The sequence below is a fragment of the Streptomyces sp. CB00455 genome, assembly GCF_001905445.1.
GTDB lineage: Bacteria > Actinomycetota > Actinomycetes > Streptomycetales > Streptomycetaceae > Streptomyces.
Map to the genome: position 1 here is coordinate 147,923 of NZ_LIVQ01000009.1, position 23,315 is coordinate 171,237.

General features: G+C 71.7%; 21 protein-coding genes. 3 read left to right on the plus strand and 18 right to left on the minus strand.

Features of this window, described 5'->3' with window-relative positions; all coding sequences use genetic code 11:
- Positions 1-198: 198 nt before the first annotated feature.
- From AMK16_RS29100 to pgsA, 17 genes are all read right to left on the minus strand, one after another.
- Positions 199-753 carry an adenine phosphoribosyltransferase gene (locus AMK16_RS29100; protein ID WP_443333617.1) on the minus strand — a complete coding sequence of 185 codons (555 nt, stop codon included), beginning with the start codon at positions 751-753 and terminating at the stop codon, positions 199-201.
- Positions 750-1,805, minus strand: coding sequence for a protein translocase subunit SecF (secF, locus tag AMK16_RS29105; RefSeq protein ID WP_073920308.1), 1,056 nt, complete (start codon positions 1,803-1,805; stop codon positions 750-752). The genes AMK16_RS29100 and secF overlap by 4 nt, the downstream gene beginning before the upstream one ends.
- Positions 1,806-1,808: 3 nt before the next feature.
- The gene (gene secD, locus AMK16_RS29110; protein ID WP_073920309.1) at positions 1,809-3,602 is read right to left on the minus strand and encodes a protein translocase subunit SecD; all 1,794 of its coding nucleotides are present in this window, start codon (positions 3,600-3,602) and stop codon (positions 1,809-1,811) included.
- A 154-nt stretch (positions 3,603-3,756) separates the two neighbouring features.
- Entirely contained in the window at positions 3,757-4,248 is a 492-nt protein-coding gene (gene yajC / locus AMK16_RS29115; RefSeq protein WP_073920310.1) for a preprotein translocase subunit YajC, read from the minus strand.
- A gap of 165 nt (positions 4,249-4,413) precedes the next feature.
- Positions 4,414-5,487 (minus strand): Holliday junction branch migration DNA helicase RuvB, encoded by a 1,074-nt coding sequence (gene ruvB / locus AMK16_RS29120; protein ID WP_073920311.1) that lies wholly within the window; start codon positions 5,485-5,487, stop codon positions 4,414-4,416.
- Between the two features lie 248 nt (positions 5,488-5,735).
- On the minus strand, positions 5,736-6,368 hold the full coding sequence (ruvA, locus tag AMK16_RS29125) for a Holliday junction branch migration protein RuvA (RefSeq protein ID WP_073920312.1): 633 nt from the start codon (positions 6,366-6,368) through the stop codon (positions 5,736-5,738).
- On the minus strand, positions 6,365-6,895 hold the full coding sequence (gene ruvC / locus AMK16_RS29130) for a crossover junction endodeoxyribonuclease RuvC (RefSeq protein ID WP_073920313.1): 531 nt from the start codon (positions 6,893-6,895) through the stop codon (positions 6,365-6,367). Before ruvC ends, ruvA begins: the two co-directional genes overlap by 4 nt.
- A gap of 153 nt (positions 6,896-7,048) precedes the next feature.
- A complete protein-coding gene (locus AMK16_RS29135) occupies positions 7,049-7,801 on the minus strand; it encodes a YebC/PmpR family DNA-binding transcriptional regulator (RefSeq protein ID WP_073920314.1) in 753 nt (250 codons plus the stop codon).
- Between the two features lie 57 nt (positions 7,802-7,858).
- Positions 7,859-8,449, minus strand: coding sequence for a pyridoxal 5'-phosphate synthase glutaminase subunit PdxT (gene pdxT / locus AMK16_RS29140; RefSeq protein WP_073920315.1), 591 nt, complete (start codon positions 8,447-8,449; stop codon positions 7,859-7,861).
- Between the two features lie 8 nt (positions 8,450-8,457).
- Positions 8,458-9,375, minus strand: a complete 918-nt coding sequence (gene pdxS, locus AMK16_RS29145) for a pyridoxal 5'-phosphate synthase lyase subunit PdxS (protein WP_073920316.1) — start codon at positions 9,373-9,375, stop codon at positions 8,458-8,460.
- A gap of 134 nt (positions 9,376-9,509) precedes the next feature.
- Positions 9,510-10,052 carry a hypothetical protein gene (locus AMK16_RS29150; RefSeq protein WP_073920317.1) on the minus strand — a complete coding sequence of 181 codons (543 nt, stop codon included), beginning with the start codon at positions 10,050-10,052 and terminating at the stop codon, positions 9,510-9,512.
- A gap of 138 nt (positions 10,053-10,190) precedes the next feature.
- Positions 10,191-11,192, minus strand: coding sequence for an aminoglycoside phosphotransferase family protein (locus AMK16_RS29155; protein WP_073920318.1), 1,002 nt, complete (start codon positions 11,190-11,192; stop codon positions 10,191-10,193).
- A 2-nt stretch (positions 11,193-11,194) separates the two neighbouring features.
- Positions 11,195-12,187 carry a phosphotransferase family protein gene (locus tag AMK16_RS29160; protein ID WP_073920319.1) on the minus strand — a complete coding sequence of 331 codons (993 nt, stop codon included), beginning with the start codon at positions 12,185-12,187 and terminating at the stop codon, positions 11,195-11,197.
- Positions 12,184-14,691, minus strand: a complete 2,508-nt coding sequence (locus AMK16_RS29165; protein ID WP_073920320.1) for a hypothetical protein — start codon at positions 14,689-14,691, stop codon at positions 12,184-12,186. The genes AMK16_RS29160 and AMK16_RS29165 overlap by 4 nt, the downstream gene beginning before the upstream one ends.
- Before the next feature lie 166 nt (positions 14,692-14,857).
- Complete coding sequence (locus tag AMK16_RS29170) at positions 14,858-16,027, minus strand: glycosyltransferase family 4 protein (RefSeq protein WP_073920321.1); 1,170 nt, start codon at positions 16,025-16,027, stop codon at positions 14,858-14,860.
- Positions 16,027-16,938 (minus strand): phosphatidylinositol mannoside acyltransferase, encoded by a 912-nt coding sequence (locus tag AMK16_RS29175; protein WP_073920322.1) that lies wholly within the window; start codon positions 16,936-16,938, stop codon positions 16,027-16,029. Before AMK16_RS29175 ends, AMK16_RS29170 begins: the two co-directional genes overlap by 1 nt.
- Positions 16,938-17,603: a phosphatidylinositol phosphate synthase gene (pgsA, locus tag AMK16_RS29180; RefSeq protein WP_073920323.1), complete on the minus strand. Its 666-nt coding sequence runs from the start codon at positions 17,601-17,603 to the stop codon at positions 16,938-16,940. The genes AMK16_RS29175 and pgsA overlap by 1 nt, the downstream gene beginning before the upstream one ends.
- Positions 17,604-18,038: 435 nt before the next feature.
- Between pgsA and AMK16_RS29185 the strand changes: the two genes are divergently transcribed.
- From AMK16_RS29185 to AMK16_RS29195, 3 genes are all read left to right on the plus strand, one after another.
- Positions 18,039-20,222: an elongation factor G-like protein EF-G2 gene (locus AMK16_RS29185; RefSeq protein ID WP_073920324.1), complete on the plus strand. Its 2,184-nt coding sequence runs from the start codon at positions 18,039-18,041 to the stop codon at positions 20,220-20,222.
- A gap of 292 nt (positions 20,223-20,514) precedes the next feature.
- Positions 20,515-22,182: a hypothetical protein gene (locus AMK16_RS29190; protein WP_107417285.1), complete on the plus strand. Its 1,668-nt coding sequence runs from the start codon at positions 20,515-20,517 to the stop codon at positions 22,180-22,182.
- Between the two features lie 99 nt (positions 22,183-22,281).
- On the plus strand, positions 22,282-22,701 hold the full coding sequence (locus tag AMK16_RS29195; RefSeq protein WP_073920326.1) for a J-domain-containing protein: 420 nt from the start codon (positions 22,282-22,284) through the stop codon (positions 22,699-22,701).
- 21 nt (positions 22,702-22,722) lie between these two features.
- Here the strand turns inward: AMK16_RS29195 and AMK16_RS29200 are convergent, their stop codons facing one another.
- Positions 22,723-23,283, minus strand: a complete 561-nt coding sequence (locus AMK16_RS29200) for an HIT family protein (RefSeq protein ID WP_073920327.1) — start codon at positions 23,281-23,283, stop codon at positions 22,723-22,725.
- Positions 23,284-23,315: the final 32 nt, after the last annotated feature.

A 23,315-nucleotide genomic window follows, 5' to 3' on the forward strand; every position in this document is an offset into this window, starting at 1 on the left:
AGCGCTCCTACGGGGGTGCCCCCGGACGGAGTCCGGGGGTGGATCCGGTACCCGTGTCCGGTCCGGACAACCCATCGTAGCGAGGGTTGCGCCGACCCGTTCCCCGAGCCTCCTCCAGGAGCGCCGCACGCGCGAACGGCGGGCACCCGGGACGTCCCGGGTGCCCGCCGTTCGGCGGCCGGCGGTGCTCGGCGGTCGTCAGACCACGATCAGCGCGTCCAGCGGCGCCCCGCCCAGCGCGCCGTCCAGCCTGGCCCGGCCGGGCAGGAACGACAGCTCCATCAGGACCGCCACCCCGGCGACCTCCGCGCCGGCCCGCCGGATCAGCTCCAGCGAGGCCCCCGCGGTGCCACCGGTGGCCAGCACGTCGTCGATGACCATGACCCGGTCACCCGCGGACAGGTCCTCCGCGTGGACCTCGATCTCCGCGGTCCCGTACTCCAGCTCGTACGCCTGCGCGAGCGTCGCACCGGGCAGCTTCCCGGCCTTGCGCACCGGCACGAAGCCGATCCCGGCCTGCACGGCCACCGGAGCGGCCAGGATGAACCCGCGCGCCTCCAGACCGACGATCTTCGTCGCGCCGTACCCCACGGCCAGCGCCACCAGCGTGTCCGTCAGCGCGGCGAACGCCTTGGGGTCCGCCAGCAGCGGAGTGATGTCCTTGAACATCACGCCCGGCTTCGGGTAGTCCGGTACGTCCTTGATCCGCGCGAGCAGCAGCTCGCGCACGTCCTCGCTCAGCCGCTCGCTCACCGGCGCCGCCCCGGCCGGCCCTGCGCCACGACCTGCGGCTCGTCCTCGGAGGAGTAGCCCTCCTCCACGGACTCGCCCTTGGCCGCCGCGGCCGCCCGCTTGGCGAGGACCCGCTTCTTCAGCGCCTTCATGGCCGGCTCGCGCTCCTTGAGGTCCACGACCAGCGGGGTCGCGATGAAGATCGAGGAGTACGCACCGGCCGCGAGGCCGACGAAGAGCGACAGGGAGATGTCGTTCAGCATGCCGGCGCCCAGGAAGCCGCCGCCGATGAACAGCAGGGCCCCGACCGGGAGCAGCGCCACGACGGTCGTGTTGATCGAGCGGACCAGCGTGCCGTTGATGCTGCGGTTGGCGATCTCGCTGTACGTGAAGCGCGTCTGCTTGGTGATGTCCTTCGAGCCCTCCTTGAGACCGTCGAAGACGACGACGGTGTCGTAGAGGGAGTAACCGAGGATGGTCAGCAGACCGATGACCGTGCCGGGGGTGACCTCGAAGCCGACCAGCGCGTAGATGCCGACGGTGATCGTGAGGTCGTGGATCAGGGCGACCAGCGCCGCGACGGCCATCCGCCACTCGAAGGCGATGGCCAGGTAGATCACCACGAGCACCATGAAGATGCCGAGGCCGGTCCAGGCCTTGTTCGCGATCTGCTCGCCCCAGCTGGGGCCGACCAGGTCCGCGTTGATCTCGCCCTCGGCGACCTTCAGGTCGGTGGCGAGCTGCTTCTTCACGACGGTGGCCTGGTCCGGGTCCACCCCGGAGATCTGGATCCGCAGGCCGCCGGTGCCGAGCTCCTGGACGATCGCGTCGTGGCCCGAGGCCTTCTGCGCGTCCTCCGTCGCCTTGGCGACCGACACGGCCGTCTTCGGCGTGGTAAAGACGGCGCCGCCGTTGAACTCGATGCCCATGTTGAGGCCCTGGACGGCCAGGGCGACGATCGCCGTGATGGTGATCAGGATGGAAACGCCGTACCAGATGAAGCGCTTGCCGACGAAGTCGTAGCCGACCTCACCGCGGTACAGCCTGGCGCCGAGATCTCCCAGCTTCGACATCTCTCACGCCTCCTTTGCGTCGACGGGGGCGGGTGCGGAACCCGTACGGCGGGACCGGCGCAGCGGGGGCTTGGCGCCGAGCCGCTTCGGGTCCAGCCCGGACCACGGGTGACCGCTGGCGAAGAACTTCGTACGGGCCAGGAGCGTCATGATCGGCTTGGTGAAGAGGAACACCACGACCACGTCGAGCAGGGTGGTCAGACCCAGCGTGAAGGCGAAGCCCTGCACCTTGCCGACGGTGACGATGAACAGCACGGCGGCCGCCAGGAACGACACGAAGTCGGAGACCAGGATGGTGCGCCGGGCACGCGGCCAGGCCCGCTCGACGGCCGGACGCAGCGTGCGGCCCTCGCGGATCTCGTCCCGGATGCGCTCGAAGTAGACGATGAACGAGTCCGCCGTGATGCCGATCGCCACGATCGCGCCGCAGACGGCGGGCAGGTTCAGCGCGAAGCCGATGCCCTTTCCGAGGAGCGCCATGATCGTGTAGGTGAGGATCGCGGAGACCAGGAGGCTGATGATGGCGACGAACGCCAGGCCCCGGTAGTACACCAGCAGGTAGATCACCACGAGGAGCAGGCCGATGGCACCGGCGATCAGGCCGGCCTTCAGCTGCTCGCCGCCGAGCGCGGCCGTGACGGTGGTGACGCTGTCCTCGCTGAAGGAGAGCGGCAGGGCGCCGTACGAGAGCATGTTGCCCAGGTCCTGGGCCGACTGCTGGGTGAAGCCGCCGGAGATCTCGGCGTTGCCGCCGGTCAGCGCCTGGCTCACGGACGGGTCGGAGATGACCTCGCCGTCCAGCACGATCGCGAACTGGTTCTGCGGCGCCTGCTTGGTGGCCAGCTCACCGGTGATCTTGGCGAACTTGTCGGCGCCCTTGTCGGTGAACTGCATCGTGACGATCCAGCCACCGCGCTGGGTGTCGATGACGCCCTTGGCGTCCTTCACGTCCTGGCCGTTGACCTGCGCGGGACCCAGGACCCACTTGCCCCAGGCGGTCCCGCGCTTGCCACAGGCGAGCATCGGGTCCTCGGGCTTGGCGCCCTTGCCGGCGGCGGCGCGCTGCGCCTCGTTGGTGCAGTCCAGCGCCGCGAACTTCGCCTGGAGGTCCGCCGCGGCGGCCTCGTCGGCCGACGGGGGCGTGGACGCCGAGGGGGAGGCCGACGGAGACGGGGCCTTGGTGTCGTCTGCCTTCTTCGACCCGGTCGCCGAAGGCGTGGGAGTGGGGGCGCTCGGGGCCTTGAGGGCCTCACTGAGCGCACGGCCCTGGGAAGTGGCGCTGGACGACGGGGCGGCCGACGGGGACTTGCCGTCCTCGGCCTTGGGAGCGCCGGAGCCGCTCGTGGAGGGGCTCGGGCTCTTGGCACCCTCGGGTGCGGCCGGGGAGCCGTCCGCGAAGGCGATGACCGGGCGGAAGTACAGCTGGGCGGTGGTACCGACCTGCGAGCGTGCCTGCTGCTCGTTCGTCCCCTTGGGGATGTTCACGATGATGTGGTCTTTGCCCTGCGTCTGAACCTCGGCCTCCGAGACGCCGAGCCCGTTGACGCGGCGCTCGATGATGCCGACCGCCGTGTTCATGTTGGTCGGGTTGACCGCGTCCGGCTTGCCGGGCTCGCTCTTGGCCTTGAGCGTGATGCTCGTGCCGCCCGCGAGGTCGATGCCGAGCCGGGGAGTCGTCTGCTTGGAGAGGAACATCCCCGCGGTGAGCGCCACCATCGCGATCAGGATGACCGCCAGGGCACGCCCCGGCCTCCCCTGAGCCCCCGTGGGCCGCCGGCCCTTCTTCGGTGCTGCCACCTTGTCGTTTCTCCCTGTCCAACCGCCCCGCGCCGGGTCAGCGCGCGGACGGCCACTGAATGTGTGGTGGGGACCCCTGCCCCCCGCAGAAGTGGGTCACTGACCGGGACCGCGACGGCTGCCGGTCAGGCGCCCCCGCGGTCCCCGCCGCGCGTTACTTCGCGCCGGGCTCGCCGTCCGTCTTGCCGTCCCCGGGCTTGCCGTCCTCGGGCTTGCCGCCGGCTGCGTCGCCGGGGCCGTCCTGCTTGCCCAGGTCGAGCTTGGGGGTCTCGTCCCCGTCCTTGGTGAGGTCCGTCTTCGGGCCCTCGGTGAGCGAGGAGGCGTCATCCGGGACGACCGGCGTGTCGCCGGCCGGCTCTTCGTGGATGCCGTGGACGATGCGGTTGTACTCCGCGTCGTCGAGGACGGCGCCGATGGAGTTCTTCGCGTAGACCGCGTGGACGCCGGGAGCCACCTCGAGGGTGACGGTGTCGTCGCCGATCTCCTTCACCGTGGCGTACATGCCGCCGATGGTGCGGACCCCGGTGCCGGGCGCCATGTGGTCGCGCATCTGCGCGGCCGCCTGCTGCTTCTTCTTCGCGGAGCGGGTCATCAGGAACATCGCCCCGATGAGCACGATGAACGGGAGGAGTGTCACGAGATTCACGGGACGGAGATCCTTCGCACGACCGCACGCGGACGGCGGCCTTTTCTACGGGGGTGGGCATGCCGACCCGAAGGGTCGGCATCGGCGGAGTCTAGGCGAGTCCGCACCGATGGAACAACGCCCAGCATGGCACCGCAGTTCCTGGGGGGGCGAACGTCCGCGCCGTCAGGCCCCGAACAAGCCCTGTTGTCCGCTTGATCCGCTCCCGTGCTGCTGGGGCGGTACGAGTCCCAGGTGGACCCATGCGGCGGGCGTCGCCACCCGCCCCCTGGGGGTGCGTGCGAGCAGCCCTTCGCGGACCAGGAAGGGCTCGGCGACCTCCTCCACGGTCTCCCGCTCCTCGCCGACGGCGACGGCGAGGGTGGACAGCCCGACGGGGCCGCCCCCGAAGAGCTTGAGGAGGGCCTCCAGGACGGCCCGGTCGAGCCGGTCCAGCCCGCGCGCGTCCACCTCGTAGACCTGCAGGGCCGTCTCGGCCACCTCGCGGTTGATCACGCCGTCGGCGCGGACCTGCGCGTAGTCCCGTACGCGGCGCAGCAGGCGGTTGGCGATGCGCGGGGTGCCGCGGGAGCGGCCGGCGATCTCGGCGGCCCCGTCGGTGTCGATCTCGACGTCGAGGAGCCGGGCGGAGCGGTGGATGACGCGCTCCAGCTCCTCGGGGGCGTAGAACTCCATGTGGCCGGTGAAGCCGAACCGGTCGCGCAGCGGCGGGGGCAGCAGCCCGGCCCGGGTGGTGGCGCCGACCAGGGTGAAGGGCGGCAGTTCCAGCGGGATCGCGGTGGCGCCGGGGCCCTTGCCGACGATCACGTCGACGCGGAAGTCCTCCATGGCCATGTACAGCATCTCCTCGGCGGGCCGGGACATGCGGTGGATCTCGTCGAGGAAGAGGACTTCGCCCTCCTGGAGGGAGGACAGGATGGCGGCGAGGTCGCCGGCGTGCTGGATGGCGGGGCCGGAAGTGATCCGGATCGGTGCCCCCATCTCGGCCGCGATGATCATGGAGAGGGTGGTCTTGCCGAGGCCGGGCGCGCCGGAGAGCAGGACGTGGTCGGCGGTGGCGCCGCGCTGGCGGGCCGCCTTGAGGACGAGGTCGAGCTGCTGGCGGACCTTCTCCTGGCCGACGAACTCGCCGAGGTCCTTGGGGCGCAGCGCCGCCTCGACGGCGGTGTCCTCGCCGTCTGCCGAGGCCGCGACGATACGTGCCTCGTCCTCGGCGGTGGTCTCGTCGTCCCAGTTCACGGTGTCAGTCTGCCTTCTCGGTGTGCACGGTGGTCTGTCGGGTGCGGCGCCGGGGGGCCGGGGCCGGCGCCCGGAGCCGCCCGCCCGGCCCCGCCCGGCCCTGCCCGGCCACCGCCGGGTGGCGGGGCCGGCGTTGCGCGGCGGGCCCGCGGGGCCCGGCCTCCGGCCGCCGGGGCCGGGGTGCGGGGGCGGGGGGCGGGGTCCGGGGGCGGGGCCTGAACCCTGCGACGCCGGCGTCGCAGGCGCGGTCAGCGGGCCCGGTTCAGGGACTGCAGGGCCGCCCGCAGGAGTTGCGGTACGGGCGCGGAGCCGCCGGCGGCGATGGCGGCTTCGGCCTGCGGGGTCACCGCGGAGACGGCCTCCTCCGCCTCCCGGGACGCGTAGCCGAGCCCGATCAGGGCCGCCGCGAGCTGCTCGGTCCAGGGGGCCGGCCCCGCGGCCGCCGCGCGCTGCGCGCCGACCAGCCCGCTCGTCCCGAGGGGGGCGCCCAGCTTGTCCTTGAGCTCCAGCAGCAGTTTCTGGGCGCCCTTCTTGCCGATGCCCGGGACCGCCGTCAGGGATTTCTCGTCCCCCGTGGACACGGCCAGCCGCAGGGCGTCCGGGCTGTGCACACCGAGCATCGCCTGCGCCAGCCGCGGCCCGACCCCGCTCGCGGTCTGCAGCAGTTCGAAGACCTGGCGCTCGTCGTCGTCGGCGAAGCCGTACAGCGTGAGCGAGTCCTCCCGTACGACGAGGGAGGTGGCCAGCCGGGCCTGCTCGCCCGTGCGCAGGCCGGCGATGGTGGCCGGCGTGCACTGCACGGCCATGCCCACGCCTGCGACCTCGATCACGGCCTGGGTGGGGGCGAGCGCGGCGACTGGGCCGCTGACGAAGGCGATCATCGGGTACGGCCTTTCGAGGCGTGCAGGGCGACCGCCTGCTGGAGGCGGTTGTGGGCGGGGGCCCGCCAGATGTGGCAGATGGCCAGGGCGAGGGCGTCGGCGGCATCGGCGGGCTTCGGCGGCGCGTCCAGCCGGAGCAGGCGGGTCACCATGGCCCCGACCTGCGCCTTGTCGGCCCGGCCGCTGCCGGTGACGGCGGCCTTGACCTCGCTGGGCGTGTGCAGGGCGACCGGTATGCCGCGCCGGGCGGCGCACAGCATGGCGACGGCGCTCGCCTGTGCGGTGCCCATCACGGTGCTGACGTTGTGCTGGCTGAACACCCGCTCGACGGCGACGACTTCGGGCCGGTGCAGGTCGAGCCATTCCTCGATGCCCTGCTCGATCGCGACGAGCCGGTGACCGAGCTCGGCATCTGCGGGTGTCCGTACGACGCCCACGCCGAGCATGGCCAGGGGGCGTCCTGCGACACCCTCGACGACCCCCACACCGCACCGGGTCAGTCCCGGGTCCACGCCGAGAACTCGCACCGCCCGCCCCCCCCTGTTCCCCGGTCCGCTCTTCGATCGCCTGTTCAGGGTGCAGGCTATCCGGCGCCACTGACATCGCGCACAAGGCGACGGCGGGCCGCCGGGGTGTGTCCCCGTCGGCCCGCCGTTCGAAGGGTGAGCTGTCGGCGCGGGTTACGCGTCGACCTTCTCCATGACCTCGTCGCTGACGTCGAAGTTGGCGAAGACGTTCTGGACGTCGTCGCTGTCCTCCAGCGCGTCGATCAGCTTGAAGATCTTGCGCGCGCCCTCCTCGTCCAGCTCGACCTGCATGGTCGGCAGGAAGTTGGAGTCCGCCGAGTCGTAGTCGATGCCCGCCTCCTGGAGCGCGGTGCGGACCGCGACCATGTCGGTGGCCTCGCTGATGATCTCGAAGCTGTCACCGAGGTCGTTGACCTCTTCGGCACCGGCCTCCAGCACCGTCTCCAGGACGTCGTCCTCGGAGAGTTCGCCCTTGGGCAGGAGCACGACACCCTTGCGGTTGAACAGGTACGAGACGGAGCCCGGGTCGGCCATCGAGCCGCCGTTGCGGGTCATGGCGACGCGGACGTCCGAGGCGGCACGGTTGCGGTTGTCGGTGAGGCACTCGATGAGCACCGCGACACCGTTGGGACCGTAGCCCTCGTACATGATCGTCTCGTAGTCGGCGCCGCCGGCCTCGAGGCCACCGCCGCGCTTGACCGCGGAGTCGATGTTCTTGTTCGGGACCGAACTCTTCTTGGCCTTCTGCACGGCGTCGAAGAGCGTGGGGTTGCCGTCGATGTCGGCGCCGCCCATACGGGCCGCGACCTCGATGTTCTTGATCAGCTTCGCGAAGAGCTTGCCGCGCTTGGCATCGATCACGGCCTTCTTGTGCTTCGTCGTAGCCCATTTAGAGTGGCCGGACATCCGCCTGTCTCCTTCGCGTCACCAACAGTGTTCGTCCCCGATCCTACCGGGACCAGCTCACAGCCCGGCGCGCACCATGTCGACGAAGTACGCGTGGACCCGGTCGTCGCCGGTCAGCTCCGGGTGGAAGGAGGTGGCGAGGACGTTGCCCTGCCGCACGGCGACGGTGTGGCCGTCGTACGAAGCGAGCACCTCGGCCGCGGCGCCGACGGACTCGACCCAGGGGGCGCGGATGAAGACACCCTCCACCGGGCCGCCCGCTATGCCCGCGAAGTCGACCTTCGCCTCGAAGGACTCGTTCTGGCGGCCGAAGGCGTTGCGACGGACGATCATGTCGATGCCGCCCAGCGTCTCCTGGTCCTCGCGGCCGTCGAGGAGCTTGTCCGCGAGCATGATCATGCCGGCGCAGGTGCCGTAGACGGGCATGCCCGAGGCGACCCGCTCGCGCAGCGGCTCCAGCATGCCGAACAGCACGGCCAGCTTCGACATCGTGGTCGACTCGCCGCCGGGAATCACGAGGGCGTCGACCTCGGCGAGCTCCTCGGGACGCCGGACCGGCCTGGCCACGGCGTCCGCCGCGGCCAGGGCGATCAGGTGCTCCCGTACGTCGCCCTGGAGGGCCAGGACACCAATCACGGGGGTGGTCATGACAGTGACTACCAGCCGCGGTTGGCGTAGCGCTCGGCCTCGGGCAGGGTGTCGCAGTTGATGCCGACCATGGCCTCGCCCAGGTTGCGGGAGGCGTCCGCGATGATCTTCGGGTCGTCGTAGAAGGTGGTGGCCTTCACGATGGCGGCGGCGCGCTTGGCCGGGTCGCCGGACTTGAAGATGCCGGAGCCGACGAAGACGCCCTCGGCGCCGAGCTGGCGCATCAGGGCGGCGTCGGCCGGGGTGGCGACGCCACCGGCGGAGAACAGGACGACGGGGAGCTTGCCGAGTTCGGCGACCTCCTTGACGAGCTCGTACGGCGCGCGCAGCTCCTTGGCGGCGGCGAACAGCTCGTTGTTGTCGTAGCCGCGCAGGCGGGCGATCTCGTTCTTGATCTGGCGCAGGTGACGGACGGCCTCGACCACGTTGCCCGTGCCGGCCTCGCCCTTGGAGCGGATCATGGCCGCGCCCTCGGCGATGCGGCGCAGGGCCTCGCCGAGGTTGGTGGCGCCACAGACGAAGGGGGTGGTGAACGCCCACTTGTCGGAGTGGTTGACCTCGTCGGCCGGGGTCAGGACCTCGGACTCGTCGATGTAGTCGACGCCGAGGGACTGCAGGACCTGGGCCTCGACGAAGTGGCCGATGCGGGACTTGGCCATGACCGGGATGGAGACGGCCTCGATGATCTCTTCGATCATGTTGGGGTCGGACATGCGCGCGACGCCGCCGTCCTTGCGGATGTCGGCGGGGACCCGCTCCAGGGCCATGACGGCCACGGCGCCGGCGTCCTCGGCGATCTTCGCCTGCTCGGCGTTGACCACGTCCATGATCACGCCGCCCTTGAGCTGCTCGGCCATGCCGCGCTTGACGCGCGAGGTGCCGAGGGCCGACTCGGAGGACTGGGGGGAGGGGGGAAGCGTGCTCACGGATTGACCTCACTCGAAAGGAAGACGGGTACTGCATCCCCGAGGAAACCCCACCGACCAGTCCACGACAAGGGCCAATGTGGAGCCGGTGGCCTCTTCATTTGTCCTCGGCGGCCCTGGCCACGCCTTCCTGATCAGGCGGGCCGGTCAGCGAGATCGGCCGGCGGCTCGTCGTCCATCTCGAAGGCCAGCGGGAAGGGCGCGTGCCCGGCCAGCCGGAACCACCGGACCTTGCGGTGCCTGCGCAGGGCCCGCGCGGCGCGTACGGAGTCGTTGTGGAAGCGGCGCGCCATCGGCACCCGGCGCACGGCCGCGGCCAGCTCCTCGGTGGCCTCGGACCCACCCGGAGCGGCCTTCAGCACCTCGACCTGGTCGGCATCGGCGAAGACCGCCCGCAGGGCCTGGCTGAGCTCGCTCTCGGCGACCTCGCGGTGCTCCTCCTCGGCCTGCCGGGCGGCGTGCGCGGCCTCGTACAGCACGAGGGAGGAGGCGGGGTCGAGCACCCCGGAGGTGGCCACCTCCAGCACCACGGAGGCCCGCCGCACGAGCTGCGCGTCGAGCGCGGCCCGCGCGGCGTCCATCCGCGAATGCAGCCGGTCAAGCCGTCCGGCGGTCCAGCTGAGGTAGACCCCGACGACACCGAGAGCCAGGGCGATCCAGACAAGGGTTTCGATCACGGGCGGCGACTCTACCTCCGTCCGCGCTCAGCGCCCCGCTCGGCCTTGAGCGTGCCGGCCCGACGAGGGGGCACGACCAGCCGGAGACGGGGTGCACGGCACGCAGCGCGAAGCTCCCGGAATGCCTCCGCACAGGGGTCAGCCCGCCCAGCGCTCCGCCGCCGCCTCGATCTCCCGGAGCCCGGGCGGGCGGGCCGTCCCCGGTTCCCAGTGCGGCCGGGCCGCGGTGATCTTGTCGGCGAGTTCCCCCGCCAGGCTCCGGCGCACCTCCGGTTCCGGCGAGGCGGCGATGCGCCGCCCCCACCGGACCGCGTCGACGACGGCCGACTTCACGGCCTCGTAGGCGAGGTAGTAATCGAGATCGGCCTGCCAGCCCGACCTGCACGCCTCCGGCGCCGCCCGTTGCCACCCCTCCATGACGCCACTGCGCTCGGCCGGGGTGTACGACATCTTGTGGAGGTGGTCGGCGAGGTCGTACACGGGGTCGCCCCACAGCGCGAGCTCCCAGTCGAGGAACGCGATGCGGCCTGCGTCGCCCAGGATCATGTTCTTGCGGTGGATGTCGGCGTGCAGCAGCCTGAAGGGTCGGCGGGACAGGTTGCCCGCCCGGTGGTGGAGTACGGCACACGGATCGCCGGGAATGCCGAGCGCCTCGTACAGCCGCGCGCTCCGTCCGCCGCCGCGCTGCCGGATCTCCCGCACGAGGCCGAGCAGGAGCTCGGCAAAGCCGGCGGTGTCCCCGTCCCGCGGCCAGTGTGCGGGGAGGGAGGGCAGGGCCGCGGCCGGCACCCGCAGGAGGTCACCGAAGAGCCCCTCGACGGCCGGCAGCACCGCCGGGGGCAGCGGCCCGCCCTCCGGTACGAGTTCCTCGACCGTTGGGCCCGAGACGAACTCGTGGATCTGGAAGTCGGGTCCGGTCCCCGCGTGGAGCAGCCGTGGAGCCGAGGCCACGTAGGGGTTGACCGCTTCCAGCAGCTCGGCTTCAGGCCACAGGGTGAGATCCATGTTTTCGGAGGCGGCCGCGCGGATCCGCACGAGGACGGGGCTTCCGTCGCCCTGCACCCGGACGTTGCGGTTGTAGTGGCCGGCGAGGGTGGTTCCCTGCGCGCGGGCCTGTTCGTAGAGGGCGAGAGCGTCCACGGTTATCCCTTCCACCAGGGGGCGAGGGTCGCAGCGACCCTTTCGGGGGTGAGGTCGGGAGGTGAGCCCCACACCGTGCGGGCGGCGTTCACCTTCCCGGCCAGTCGCGCGATGAGGAACTCGCGCTGCGGGCGCGCGGCCGTCGCGAGCTGCTTCGAGTAGCGCACCGTGTCCACGACCGCCGACTTGATCCGCTCGTGCGCCGCGTACAGGTCGAGGTCCTCGGGCGTACCGGCGGTGTACCGCGCGGGCAGCTGCTCACGCCAGCGGCGCAGCACCTCGTCCCGCTGCACCTCTGGGTAGTCCATCTTGTGGAAGTGGATCGCGATGTCGTACGCGGGATCGCCCCACAGCGCGAGCTCCCAGTCCAGGAACCAGGTGGTGCCCCCGGCCACGATCATGTTCTTGCGGTGGAGGTCGGCATGGAGCACGGCGAACGGCCGCGACGTCAGCGTGTCCCACAGCGGCTCGACCACCGCGAGGGGGTCTGCCGGAATGCCGAGCCGCGCGAAGGTCTCGCCGTACTCGTCCGCGTACGTCGTGTGGACTTCGCGGGTCAGGGTGGCCAGCAGGCGCCCGAAACCGGCGCTGTCGCCGGAGGCCGGCCAGCGCGCGGGGAGCCGGGGAACCTTCTCCGGCGGGATCCGCACCAGCTGGTCCATGAGGGTGACGACATCGGACAGGACAGTGCCGGGAGCCGCGCTCCCGCGGGGCGAGAAGGTGTCCAATACCCGGCCTTCGATGAAGTGGTGGACCTGGAAGCGGGGTTCCTCGCACACGTGGCGCAGCTCGGGCACGCGGGAGACATACGGGTGGATGCAGGACAGCACCTCCTCCTCGCGCCACAGGCGCAGGTCCATGACGTCGGCCGCTTCCAGGGGGATGCGTACGTTCACCTTGCCGTCCGCGGTCATCAGGCCCACGTTGCGGTTGTAGTACCCGGCGGCCGCGTCGCCCGCTTCGAGGGCTCGGCCGTACAGCTCGGACCAGGTCACGGGGCCACCTCGATGAACATCGACAGGACGTCTTCCGTACGCCGCTCCAGGGCTTCCGCGGCGCCCAGCGGCCGGACGGCCGGACGGGCACGGTCTGCCAGGGCGGTCAACGCAGGGTCGTCGAGTCCCACGAGCTCGGCCGCGCGGTGGATGGCCAGGATCAGCGAGGGATAGACCTGGCAGGTCTCGAACTCCCGTGCCGCGTGGAGCAGCAGCTGCCTTGTCGCCTCCCGTTCTCCGCGCTTGAGGAGGAGGAAGGCCCGGAACATATCGGCCCTCGCCCGTCCGGAGCGGTAGCCGGCCCTGTCGAGAGCGGCGTTGGCGTTGCGGAAGGACAGCTCCGCCCTTTCGAGCTGCCCCAGCCGGATCTGTGCGATGCCCATCGCGGTGTAGGCCTTGCCGATCTCGTGCTGGGCCCCCAGGTCACGCTGGACCTCCAGGGCGGCACCCGCCTCGACGACCGCCGCCCCGGGGTCGGTGAACGCCCACAGTTCGGCGCGGTTGGTGCGGATGTTGGCCAGGCCGATGACGGCGTCCACGGCCCGGTAGTCCTCCTCGGCCTGCGCCAGCAGGTCGGCGGCGCGGCCGAAGTCCATCAGGAACCGGTGGCCGAGGTGCATAAGTCGTTTGAGGTCGCCCTGGAGGGCCCGCTCCTGCGGCGAACAGATCGCGTGCACCTCCTCCGCCAGGGCGAAAGCCCCCTCGAAGTCGCCCTGCCACATCCTGATGTCCGCCACGCAGAGCCCCGCCGAGGTGCGTGCGCCGCCCTCATGGCCCTCCCAGACCTGTTCGAAGATCCGCGCCGCCAGGCTGCTCTCCCCCGCGATCCGCCGTGCGTTCGCCCCGGCCAGCGCCAGCCGGGCCGACACCACCGACCGGACCGGCACGTCGAGTACCGGCGTCAGGGCGATCGCCGCGGCGGCGTCGCCGAGCTCCAGTCTGGACTCGGCCTCCAGGCAGTCCGCCGCGTCCCGGACGGCGTGCAGGGCGGAGGCGTCGGCTGCTGCGTCCTCGGCTCCTGCGGCCAAATGGTCCCTGAGGTCCTTGACCATGCCGTCGACTGCCTGCCTGCTGCTCATGCCGATCGCCCGGTCGGCGTGTCCGAGGATCTGCTCGGGCGCGATGTCCTGCGCCTGAAGCCCGTGGTAGACGGCCTCCCGCCATGGCGAGGACCGGGCGACCCCTGCGCCGTGCGCTCCCGTCTCCATGCGCTCCGCGAGACCCTCCCAGTGTTCGCGCAGTACGGCGTGGACGTGGCGCTTCACCGCGGGTGAGAGGTGGCGCTGGAGGGCGGCGACCATCAGCTGGTGCAGCCGGTACCACCCGTCCTGGGCCAGCGGGTACGCGAAAGAGTAGGCGGTCAGGGACTCCCAGGTCAGGAGGTTCGCGGGCAGGTCGAAGTGCCGGCCGAGGACGCGGAGCACCTCCAGGTCGAAGGTCCGGGCGGCGCTGAGCAGTTCCAGGATCCGGATCTCGTCGGGGGCCACGTGCTGGAGGAACCGCTGGACGATCTCCTCCGACGTGGCGGGGTCCTCGCCGTGGGCCGGGTTCTGCAGATGGGTGTCCACGGCGAGGTGGAGGTAGAAGGGAACCCCGGCGCTGGCCTCGGCGATCGTCCGCTGCCGCGGGATCTCGGTGATCCCCGCCTGTGCGAGCAGATCGAGCCGCGCCGACATCGGGAGACCGCCGACCCAGGCTTTGCGGATCACCGCGTCCCAGTCCTTGTCGTACACCGACCAGCGCAGCGCCTCCCTGCTCGCGAGGACGGTGAGGCCGCCGTGCAGCTGGCCGATCAGGTCCCGTACCCAGGCGTCAGAAGCGTAGCTGCGTCCGCCCGGCAGCGGGGTGGGCACCAGGGCCTCATAGGCGTCCACGTACAGGACGTAGGGCTTCTCCTCGAACGACTGCCGCATGTCCTCGGCGAAGAGGTAGACGACAGCGTGCCCGAGGTCGGCGTTCGAGAGGGAGTCGAGCTCCTGGAGAGTCGCATCCGCTTCGATGCGCTGGCGGCGCTGACGGTTGGCCACCGCCCGCCCGGTGAGCCGTACGAGTCCGGCGGCCGTACCGAAGACGGGCAGGCCCATGGCGTCGTCCAGGATCTTCGACAGGACCTCGCTCTCCTCGGCGAAGGGCGTGTTCTTGCGGTTCATCTGGAGCTGGGGGTGGACCCGCTGCCACAGGACCGCGTACGCGATGTCGAAACGGTCGAATTTCACCCCCTGCGCGCCGAACTCGGTGCGCAGCACGGCGAGGGCGTCCTCCTGCTGGCGCAGCGTGGGCAATTGGAGATCGAGGCGTGCCGTGCGGTACCCCTCCGGAGTGCGGTTGCGCAGTTCCTGGAGCAGGCGCGACTTTCCGATCCCGCCGACGCCGACGACATTGAGCAAGCGGGGGCGTTCGCAGATCCCGCGCAGTTCCTCGTCGTAGGCGCTCAGCAGCCCCTCACGGTTGAAGAACTGCCGCTGTAACGCGGACACCCGTCGATAGCGCGGCCTGATGGACATGGCGACTCCCCCCGAAACACCAGCACGGTACGGAGGCGAGGTTACCCACACCACCCGGTCGGCTGCGCAGCCGACAGCAGAGCCGAACACCCTTGCCCCGTACAGCAGTTCGCCACCGGGCCGGGAACCCCCGACACCACGGCCGGCCCCCGCCCGGGTCCGGGGCTCAGGTGGACGGGTCGCGGGAGAAGCCCAGGCGGGTGCGGAGGGGGATGCGTTCGTCCTCCGCCACCGCCGCGGCGCCGTCCGTCACCGTCTCGTAGACGGCCAGGATGTCCGCGCCGACCGTGGACCAGTCGAAGCGGCGCACGTGCGCCGCGCCGCGGGTGCTCAGTTCCCCGCGGCGGGCCGGGTCCCGCAGCAGGGCGACGGCCCCGGCCGCCAGGGCGTCCGGGTTCTCGTTCGTGAAGAGGTCGCCGGCGCCGCCCTGGTCCAGGACCTGCGCGAAGGCGTCCAGGTCGGACGCCAGGACCGCCGCGCCCGCGGACAGGGCCTCGACGAGGATGATGCCGAAGCTCTCGCCGCCCGTGTTCGGGGCGACGTACACGTCGACGCTGCGCAGCAGCCGCGCCTTGTCCTCGTCCGAGACCATGCCGAGGAACTCGACCCGGGAGCGCAGTTCGGGGGGCAGGGAGGCGACCGCCTCCTCCTCGTCACCGCGGCCCGCCACCAGGAGCCGCACCTCGGGGCAGGCCTCCACGATCTTGGGGAAGGCCGCCATGAGCACCGGCAGGCCCTTGCGCGGCTCGTCGATGCGGCCGATGAAGCCCAGGGTCTGGCCGCTCCACTCGGGCTTCGGCTCGGCCTTGGCGAAGAAGTCGACGTCGACCCCGTTCGGGATCACCACCGCGTCCCCGCCCAGGTGCTCCACGAGGGTGCGCCGCGCGTACTCGCTCACCGCGATCCGCGCGCTGATCTTCTCCAGGGCCGGCTGGAGGATCGGATAGGCCGCGATCATCGCTCGCGAGCGCGGGTTCGAGGTGTGGAAGGTCGCCACGATGGGCCCCTGGGCCGCCCAGCAGGACAGCAGTCCCAGGGAGGGCGACGCAGGCTCGTGGATGTGGATCACGTCGAAGGTGCCGTCGTGCAGCCAGCGCCGCACCCGGGCGGCCGACAGGAAGCCGAAGTTCAGCCGGGCGACCGACCCGTTGTACGGCACCGGCACCGCGCGCCCCGCCGAGACCACGTACGGCGGCAGCGGGGTCTCGTCGTCCGCCGGGGCGAGCACCGACACCTCGTGGCCGAGGCGGATCAGGTGTTCGGCCAGGTCCCGGATGTGGAACTGGACGCCGCCCGGCACGTCCCACGAGTACGGACACACGATGCCGATCTTCACTACGGGCGCTCCCCCTGGTCGGTCAGGTCGTCCAGCCACAGCCGCTGCAGCATGTGCCAGTCCTGCGGGTGCCCGGCGATCCCCCAGGCGAAGGCGTCCGCCAGCGCCTGGGTCATCACGCCGGTCTTCTCGATCCGGGTCCCGGTCGTCGGCACCTCCACCGCGGGGTGGATCCGGCCGTACATCTTCGGCGAGTCGCCGTAGTACAGGGTCGCCGGGAGCAGCAGCGCCCCCGTCTGCTGCGCCAGCAGCGCCGGTCCGGCCGGCATGCGCGCCGTGGCCCCGAAGAACTCCACCTCGATCCCGGAGGACGACAAGTCCCGGTCCGCGACCAGGCACACCAGGCCGCCGGAACGCAGCCGGCGGGCGAGGGTCCCGAAGGCGGCGCCGCCGTTGTGGGGCAGCACCTCCATGCCGAGGCTCTCGCGGTAGGCCACGAAGCGGTCGTAGAGGGTTTCGGGCTTGAGGCGCTCGGCGACCGTCGTGAAGGGGACACCGAGGTGGCCCACGGCCCAGGCGCCGGCGAGGTCCCAGTTGGCCAGGTGCGGCAGGGCGACGATGACACCGCGTCCGGAGGCGAGGGCCTCGCGCAGGATGTGCTCGTCCTTCATCTCGACATCCGTGCCGAACCGCTTCGGGTCCAGGGTGGGCAGCCGGAAGGACTCCATCCAGTACCGCATGTACGAGCGCATGCCGGCCTGCGACAGCTCCCGCAGCTGCTGCGGCGTCGCGTCCGGCACCACCCGCGCGAGGTTGGACTCCAGTCGCAGCACGCTCTTGCCGCGCCGCTTCCAGGCGAAGTCCGCGATCCGCCGGCCGAGGGCCACCGCGGCGGGCTCGGGCAGCTTCTTGACTCCGGCCCAGCCGAGACCGTAGAGCCCGTCGACCAGCTTGTCCCGTGTGGTGCCCATCAGGCGGCACCGCCCTCGGCGGCGGCCTCGGCCGCATCGGCCTCGGCCGACTCGCGGCGTACGGTGACCACCCGCTGGATCAGCGTGACCAGGGAGCCCACCGCCACGATCCACAGGGCGGCCGGCAGCAGCACCCCGATCCAGGAGGGCACCCCGAAGGTCTGGAGCCCGGACAGGCCGGCCGCGACCAGCGAGATCACCAGGCGCTCGGCCCGCTCGATCAGTCCGTTGACGGCCACCGGCAGCCCGATCGACTCGCCGCGCGCCTTGGTGTAGGAGACCACCTGGCCGCTGGCCAGGCAGAAGATCGCGACCGCGCACAGCGCGTTGTCGTGGCCGGAGCCCGCGTACCAGAGCGCGAGTCCGCCGAAGATCGCCGCGTCCGCCACCCGGTCGAGGGTGGAGTCGAGGAACGCCCCCCACCGGCTGGAGACGCCGGCCTGGCGGGCCATGTTCCCGTCCACCAGGTCGGAGAAGACGAAGAGGGTGATGGTGATCGTGCCCCAGAAGAACTCCCCCCGGGGGAAGAAGACCAGCGCTCCCGCGACCACTCCGGCCGTGCCGATCAGGGTGACCGCGTCCGGGCTCACCCCCCGCCGGAGCAGAAAAGCGGCGAATGGCGTGAGAACACGCGTGAAGAATGCACGCGCGTACTTGTTCAGCATGGCCTTCCCGGAGGGTCGCTGGGCCGCACGGCCACCACGGCCACCGGCTGGCCCATCGTAGCCAGCGCGCCACCTCCCGTACGCCGCGCACCCACCGGTTCGCGCCACGTAAGAGGTACTTCGCGTCCCGGACCGGCTCCGGGCGGCCCTCCACGGGGCCGTGAGCACGCCGGGCGCACGACCCTCGGCGCGCACGCCCGGCGCGCCCCCGGCAGGCCCATGCCAGGCCCCCGGCAGGCCCATGCCAGGCCCCTGCCAGGCCCCTGTCGGGCCCCCCGAACACCACCGGTACGCCCCTGGCGCGCCCTCCGGTACGACGTATGGACGCGGTGTGACACCAGTGCAAAGCTCGAAGGACCCCCCTTTCCCTCCGCGAAGGATCCTCGTAGGAACCCACCACCCTCCTCAACGTCACCACCGGGAGGCACGATCACCATGGGAGCCACATCACACCAAGCCGGAGCCGCCGGCAGGGCACTGACGGCCGACCGCCCCTCGTCCGTACGGAACGTCGTGCTGGTCGGCCACAGCGGATCCGGCAAGACCACGCTGGTCGAGGCCCTCGCCCTGACCGCCGGAGCGGTCAACCGGGCCGGCCGCGTCGAGGACGGCGCCACCGTCTCCGACCACGACGAGATCGAGCACCGGCGCCAGCGCTCCGTCCAGCTGTCCCTCGTCCCCGTCGAATGGGCCGGGATCAAGATCAACATTCTGGACACCCCCGGATACGCCGACTTCGTCGGAGAGCTCAGGGCCGGTCTGCGCGCCGCGGACGCGGCCCTGTTCGTCGTCTCGGCCTCCGACGGCATCGACGGCGCCACCCGGATGGTCTGGGACGAGTGCGCGGCCGTGGGCATGCCGCGCGCCCTCGTCGTCACGCATCTGGAGGCCGCCCGCGCCGACTACGGCGAGATGACGGCCGTCTGCGGCGAGATCTTCGGCGCCGACGACCCCGACGCCGTCGTCCCGCTGTACCTCCCCCTCCACGGGCCGGCCGGCCCCGACGGGCACGCGCCGGTCACCGGCCTCCTCGGCCTGCTCTCCCGGCGCGTCTACGACTACAGCTCCGGCGAGCGGGTGGAGCGCGATCCGGAGCCCGGCGAGCTCGCGCTCATCTCCGGCGCCCGCTCCCGCCTCATCGAGGGGGTCATCGCCGAGAGCGAGGACGAGAGCCTCATGGACCGCTACCTCGGCGGCGAGGACATCGACGTCAAGACCCTCGTCGACGACCTGGAACGGGCGGTCGCGCGCGGCACCTTCCACCCCGTCCTGATGGCGGCCCCCGCCGCCGAGGGCGCCCGCCAGGGCCTGGGCACCGTCGAGCTGCTCGAACTCATCACCGGCGGCTTCCCCACCCCCCTGGAGCGGCCCCCCGTCGCCGTCACCGGCCCGGACGGCTCCGAACACCCCGCCGTCACCTGCGATCCCGACGGACCCCTTCTCGCCGAGGTCGTCAAGACCTCCTCCGACCCCTACGTCGGCCGCGTCTGCCTCGTCCGCGTCTTCTCCGGCACCCTGCGGCCCGAGCAGACGGTCCACGTCAGCGGGCACGGCCTCGCCGAGCGCGGGCACGAGGACCACGACGTCGACGAGCGGATCGGCACCCTCACCTCCCCCTTCGGCAAACAGCAGCGGCCCCTGGACCGCTGCATCGCCGGGGACCTCGCCTGCGTGGCAAGGCTGACCCGCGCCGAGACCGGCGACACCCTCTCCGCCAAGGACCGGCCCCTGCTGATGGAGCCGTGGGCCATGCCCGACCCGCTGCTCCCCCTCGCCATCGAGGCCCACGGCAAAGCCGACGAGGACAAGCTCTCCCAGGGCCTGGCCCGGCTCGTCGCCGAGGACCCGACGATGCGGCTGGAGCAGAACCCGCACACCCACCAGGTCGTCCTGTGGTGCCTGGGCGAGGCCCACCAGGACGTCGCGCTGGAGCGGCTGCGCACCCGCTACGGCGTCCAGGTCGACGCCGTGCCGCACAAGGTGAGCCTGCGCGAGACCTTCGGCGCCAAGGCCGCCGGCCGCGGCCGCCACGTCAAACAGTCCGGCGGCCACGGCCAGTTCGCCATCTGCGAGATCGAGGTCGAGCCGCTCCCGGCCGGCAGCGGCATCGAGTTCGTGGACAAGGTCGTGGGCGGCTCGGTGCCCCGGCAGTTCATCCCGTCCGTCGAGAAGGGCGTACGCGGCCAGGCGGCGCGCGGGGTCGCGGCCGGCTACCCCCTGGTCGACGTGCGCGTCACCCTCCTCGACGGCAAGGCGCACTCGGTGGACTCCTCCGACGCCGCCTTCCAGACCGCGGGCGCGCTCGCCCTGCGCGAGGCCGCCACCGAGGCCCGCATCGACCTCCTGGAACCGGTCGCCGAGCTCTCCGTCCTCGTACCCGACGAGTACGTCGGCCCCGTCATGAGCGACCTCGCCGGCCGCCGCGGCCGCGTCGTCGGCAGCGAACAGGCCGGAGCCGGGCGCACCCGGGTCCGCGCGGAGATCCCCGAGATCGAGATCGGCCGCTACGCCGTCGAGCTGCGCTCCGTCTCGCACGGCACGGGCCGCTTCGCCCGGGCGTACGCCCGGCACGAGCCGATGCCGCCGCAGATCGCCGACAAGGTGCGCAAACAGGCGTAGGGGGGCGCATCGTCGTCACGGCAGTCGCGGGAGTCACGTGAGCGGCGCGCGGGAGGCACGGCAGGAGCAGCAGGAGTACGCGGGAGGCACGGCAGGAGCGCACAGGAGGCACAGCAGGCACAGGAGGCACATCGGCAGCACGCCGGAGTGACGGCACCGGCGCGCCGGGGAGCCGCCCGCCCAAGGCGCTTGCGGTGGGCGGCATTTCCCTGTCCCATGACCATGGGGCGGAAACCGCCGATAGGCTCTTCGGCGCGGCAAAGAGCACGAACGCACAGCGATGGGGGCAGCGGTGGCGGACGACGGATTCGACTTCAGGCCCGGAGCGCAGGTTCCGCTCCAGGGCGGTGGCGGACAGACGGCGGCGACCAACGCCCTCGCCTCGGCGGCCTACCGCGACGGCGCGGCGGACACGAAGCTGGCCGCGATACTCGAAGCCAACAGCGAGCACCACGCCGCCACGGTCAAGCCCCCCAAGATCTCCCTGTTCGAGCCGAACCTCGGCGAGGCCTTCTGCCGGGCCGTGGAGGGCCGCACCCTCGGCGCGGGGCGCAAGCCGCTCATCCAGTCCTTCGGCGCCGATCCGCAGACCGTCGTGGAGCACTGCCTGGCCGCTTCGCACATCCGCAAGGAGCGCGACCGCAAACTGCGTCTGATCGTGCTGGTCTGCGGGGTGCTGTTCCTGCCCGGACTGCTGCTGTGGCTCGGCCTGTTCCAGCTCCGCAAGAGCCTGTCCCGGGGCGGCGCCAAGGGCTCCTCCTGGATCGGCACCGCGCTGCTGGTCGGTGTCGCGGTGGTGGTGGCCGTCCTGATGTTCAAGCTGCCCTTCACCGGCTTCCTCGGCCTCTACCTGCGCGCCATGATCATCGCCCCGTCCCTGGGCTGGCTGCTCGCCCGCCGGATATGCGAGTCCACCGCCGCCGACCTGCGCGCCCGCTGGGACGGGCTGCTGTCCGGTGGCGGGGTCGGCGCCAAGATCCCGGAGGCGGTGCCCGGCAATCCGGACGAGAAGGCCCGCGAGGACCTGCGCCACCAGCTCGCCAAGCTGACCGCCGAGGACCGCAGCAATTCGGTCTTCTACGCGGGCTCCAAGGGCATCCTCGGCATGGGCACCCGGTGGGGCAGCTGGCAGATGGCCGAGGAGCTCACCCCGAAGAACGAGGGCTCGGAGATCCACCCCTTCCGCAGCTGGGACGTCATACGCGCGATCGACGCCCAGCTCCGCAAGCTGGAGCGCGGCCCCCTGCACACCGGGGGTTTCCCGCCGGCCGCGATCCAGCACTGGATCGTGACCCCCGTCGGCGAGGGTGCGGCCGAGGTGGCCCGTCCCACCGGCGAGAACACCGACACCTTCCTGATCAAGCCGCACGAGATCACCCGGATCTGCAACGAGCAGCAGTTCAGCGCCGGCAACCGGCACTACCTCGGCATCCAGTACCCGCTCTGGGACGGCCAGCTCGTCATCACCATGCTGGTCACCGTGACCGTGCTCTACAAGACGCTCCGCGTCGACGTCACCGCCCACGCCCTGGGCCCCGTGCACGGCCTGTTCACGACGAAGCCGAAGGCCCCGGTGGTGGAGGTGCCCAAGAGCGTCCGCTTCTGGGAGACCGTGGAGCGGCCGCTGCCGCTGGTGAACGCCACCGAGGTGGTCCGCCTCGCCGTGCGGGCCCCGCTGACCTGGTACCCGCCGCTCCTGGACTATTTCGGCGGCAAGCTGGTCCTGCCCGAGCCCTTCGGCGTCCGGCACGTGTGGGCCGGCTCGATGTGGCGCCACCGGTTCATGGCCGATGACGCCCTGCGCACCGTGGCCCCGGTCCTGAGGTCGGTCCACGCCGCCACCTTCAAGGTCCTGGAGGAGAACGGCGTCGACACCGACCGCTTCACCAACCGCTCCTCGATCATGAGCGGCCTGATCCAGGAACCGGCACCGCGCAAGGCGGACGTGTACGACGCGTAGGTAGGCTGGGACGCCCCCGGAGCACACGCGCCCAAGGCGCCCAGGCCCCCGGACGCCCGCACCGGCGCCCGCAGCCGCCCGGGGCACGGAGGAGGAACGATGACCGAGCGCAAACCGCCTGGCGTGGACGTCGAGTCCTGGGTCGACCGGCAGATCCGGGAGGCCTCCGACCGGGGCGACTTCGAGAACCTGCCCGGCTGGGGCAAGCCGCTGGAGTCCCTCGACGCGCCCTACGACGAGCTGTGGTGGATCAAGGGCAAGATGCACCGTGAGGGGTTCGCGGCGCTGCCCCCGGCACTCGCCCTGCGCAAGGAGGCCGAGGACGCGCTGGAGGAGGCCCGGGCGGCGAGCTCCGAACGCCGGCTTCGGGCCGTCCTCACGGAGATCAACGAGAAGATCGCCGCGGCGCTGCGGATGCCCCCGCAGGGCCCGCCGCTGGGTCTGGCCGAGTTCGACGTCGAGGCCGAACTGCGGACGTGGCGCGAACGCCGGGCGGCCTCTCGGCGGGACACCGCCTAGCCCGCTCCCCCGGAGGGACGGTCAGTCGACGGGCCAGGCGTCGGCCAGCATCCGGCGGGTGTCCGCGAGGAGCTGGGGCAGCACCTTGGTATGGCCGACGACCGGCATGAAGTTCGTGTCCCCGCCCCAGCGCGGCACGATGTGCTGGTGCAGGTGCGCGGCGATGCCGGCCCCGGCGGCCGCGCCCTGGTTCATGCCGATGTTGAAGCCGTGCGCGCCCGACGCCTTGCGCAGCGCGACCATGGCCCGCTTGGTGAGCTCGGCGAGCTCGGCCGTCTCGGGGCCGTCCAGCTCGGTGTAGTCGGCGACGTGCCGGTAAGGGACGACCATCAGGTGACCGCCGTTGTACGGGTAGAGGTTCAGCACCGCGTAGACGTGCCGGCCCCGCGCGACGACGAGGCCGTCCTCGTCGGACATCTCCCGGATCTGGCAGAAGGGACAGCCGTCCCCGGCCTCCGGGCCGGTCGGCTTGTTCTCCCCCTGGATGTAGGCCATCCGGTGGGGCGTCCACAGACGCTGGAACGCGTCCTGCGTGCCCACACCGATCTGCTGCTCCGGCTCAGTCGTCATGGGATGCAGCATATGACCTCGCCCGGGCGGACGAAGAAGGCCCC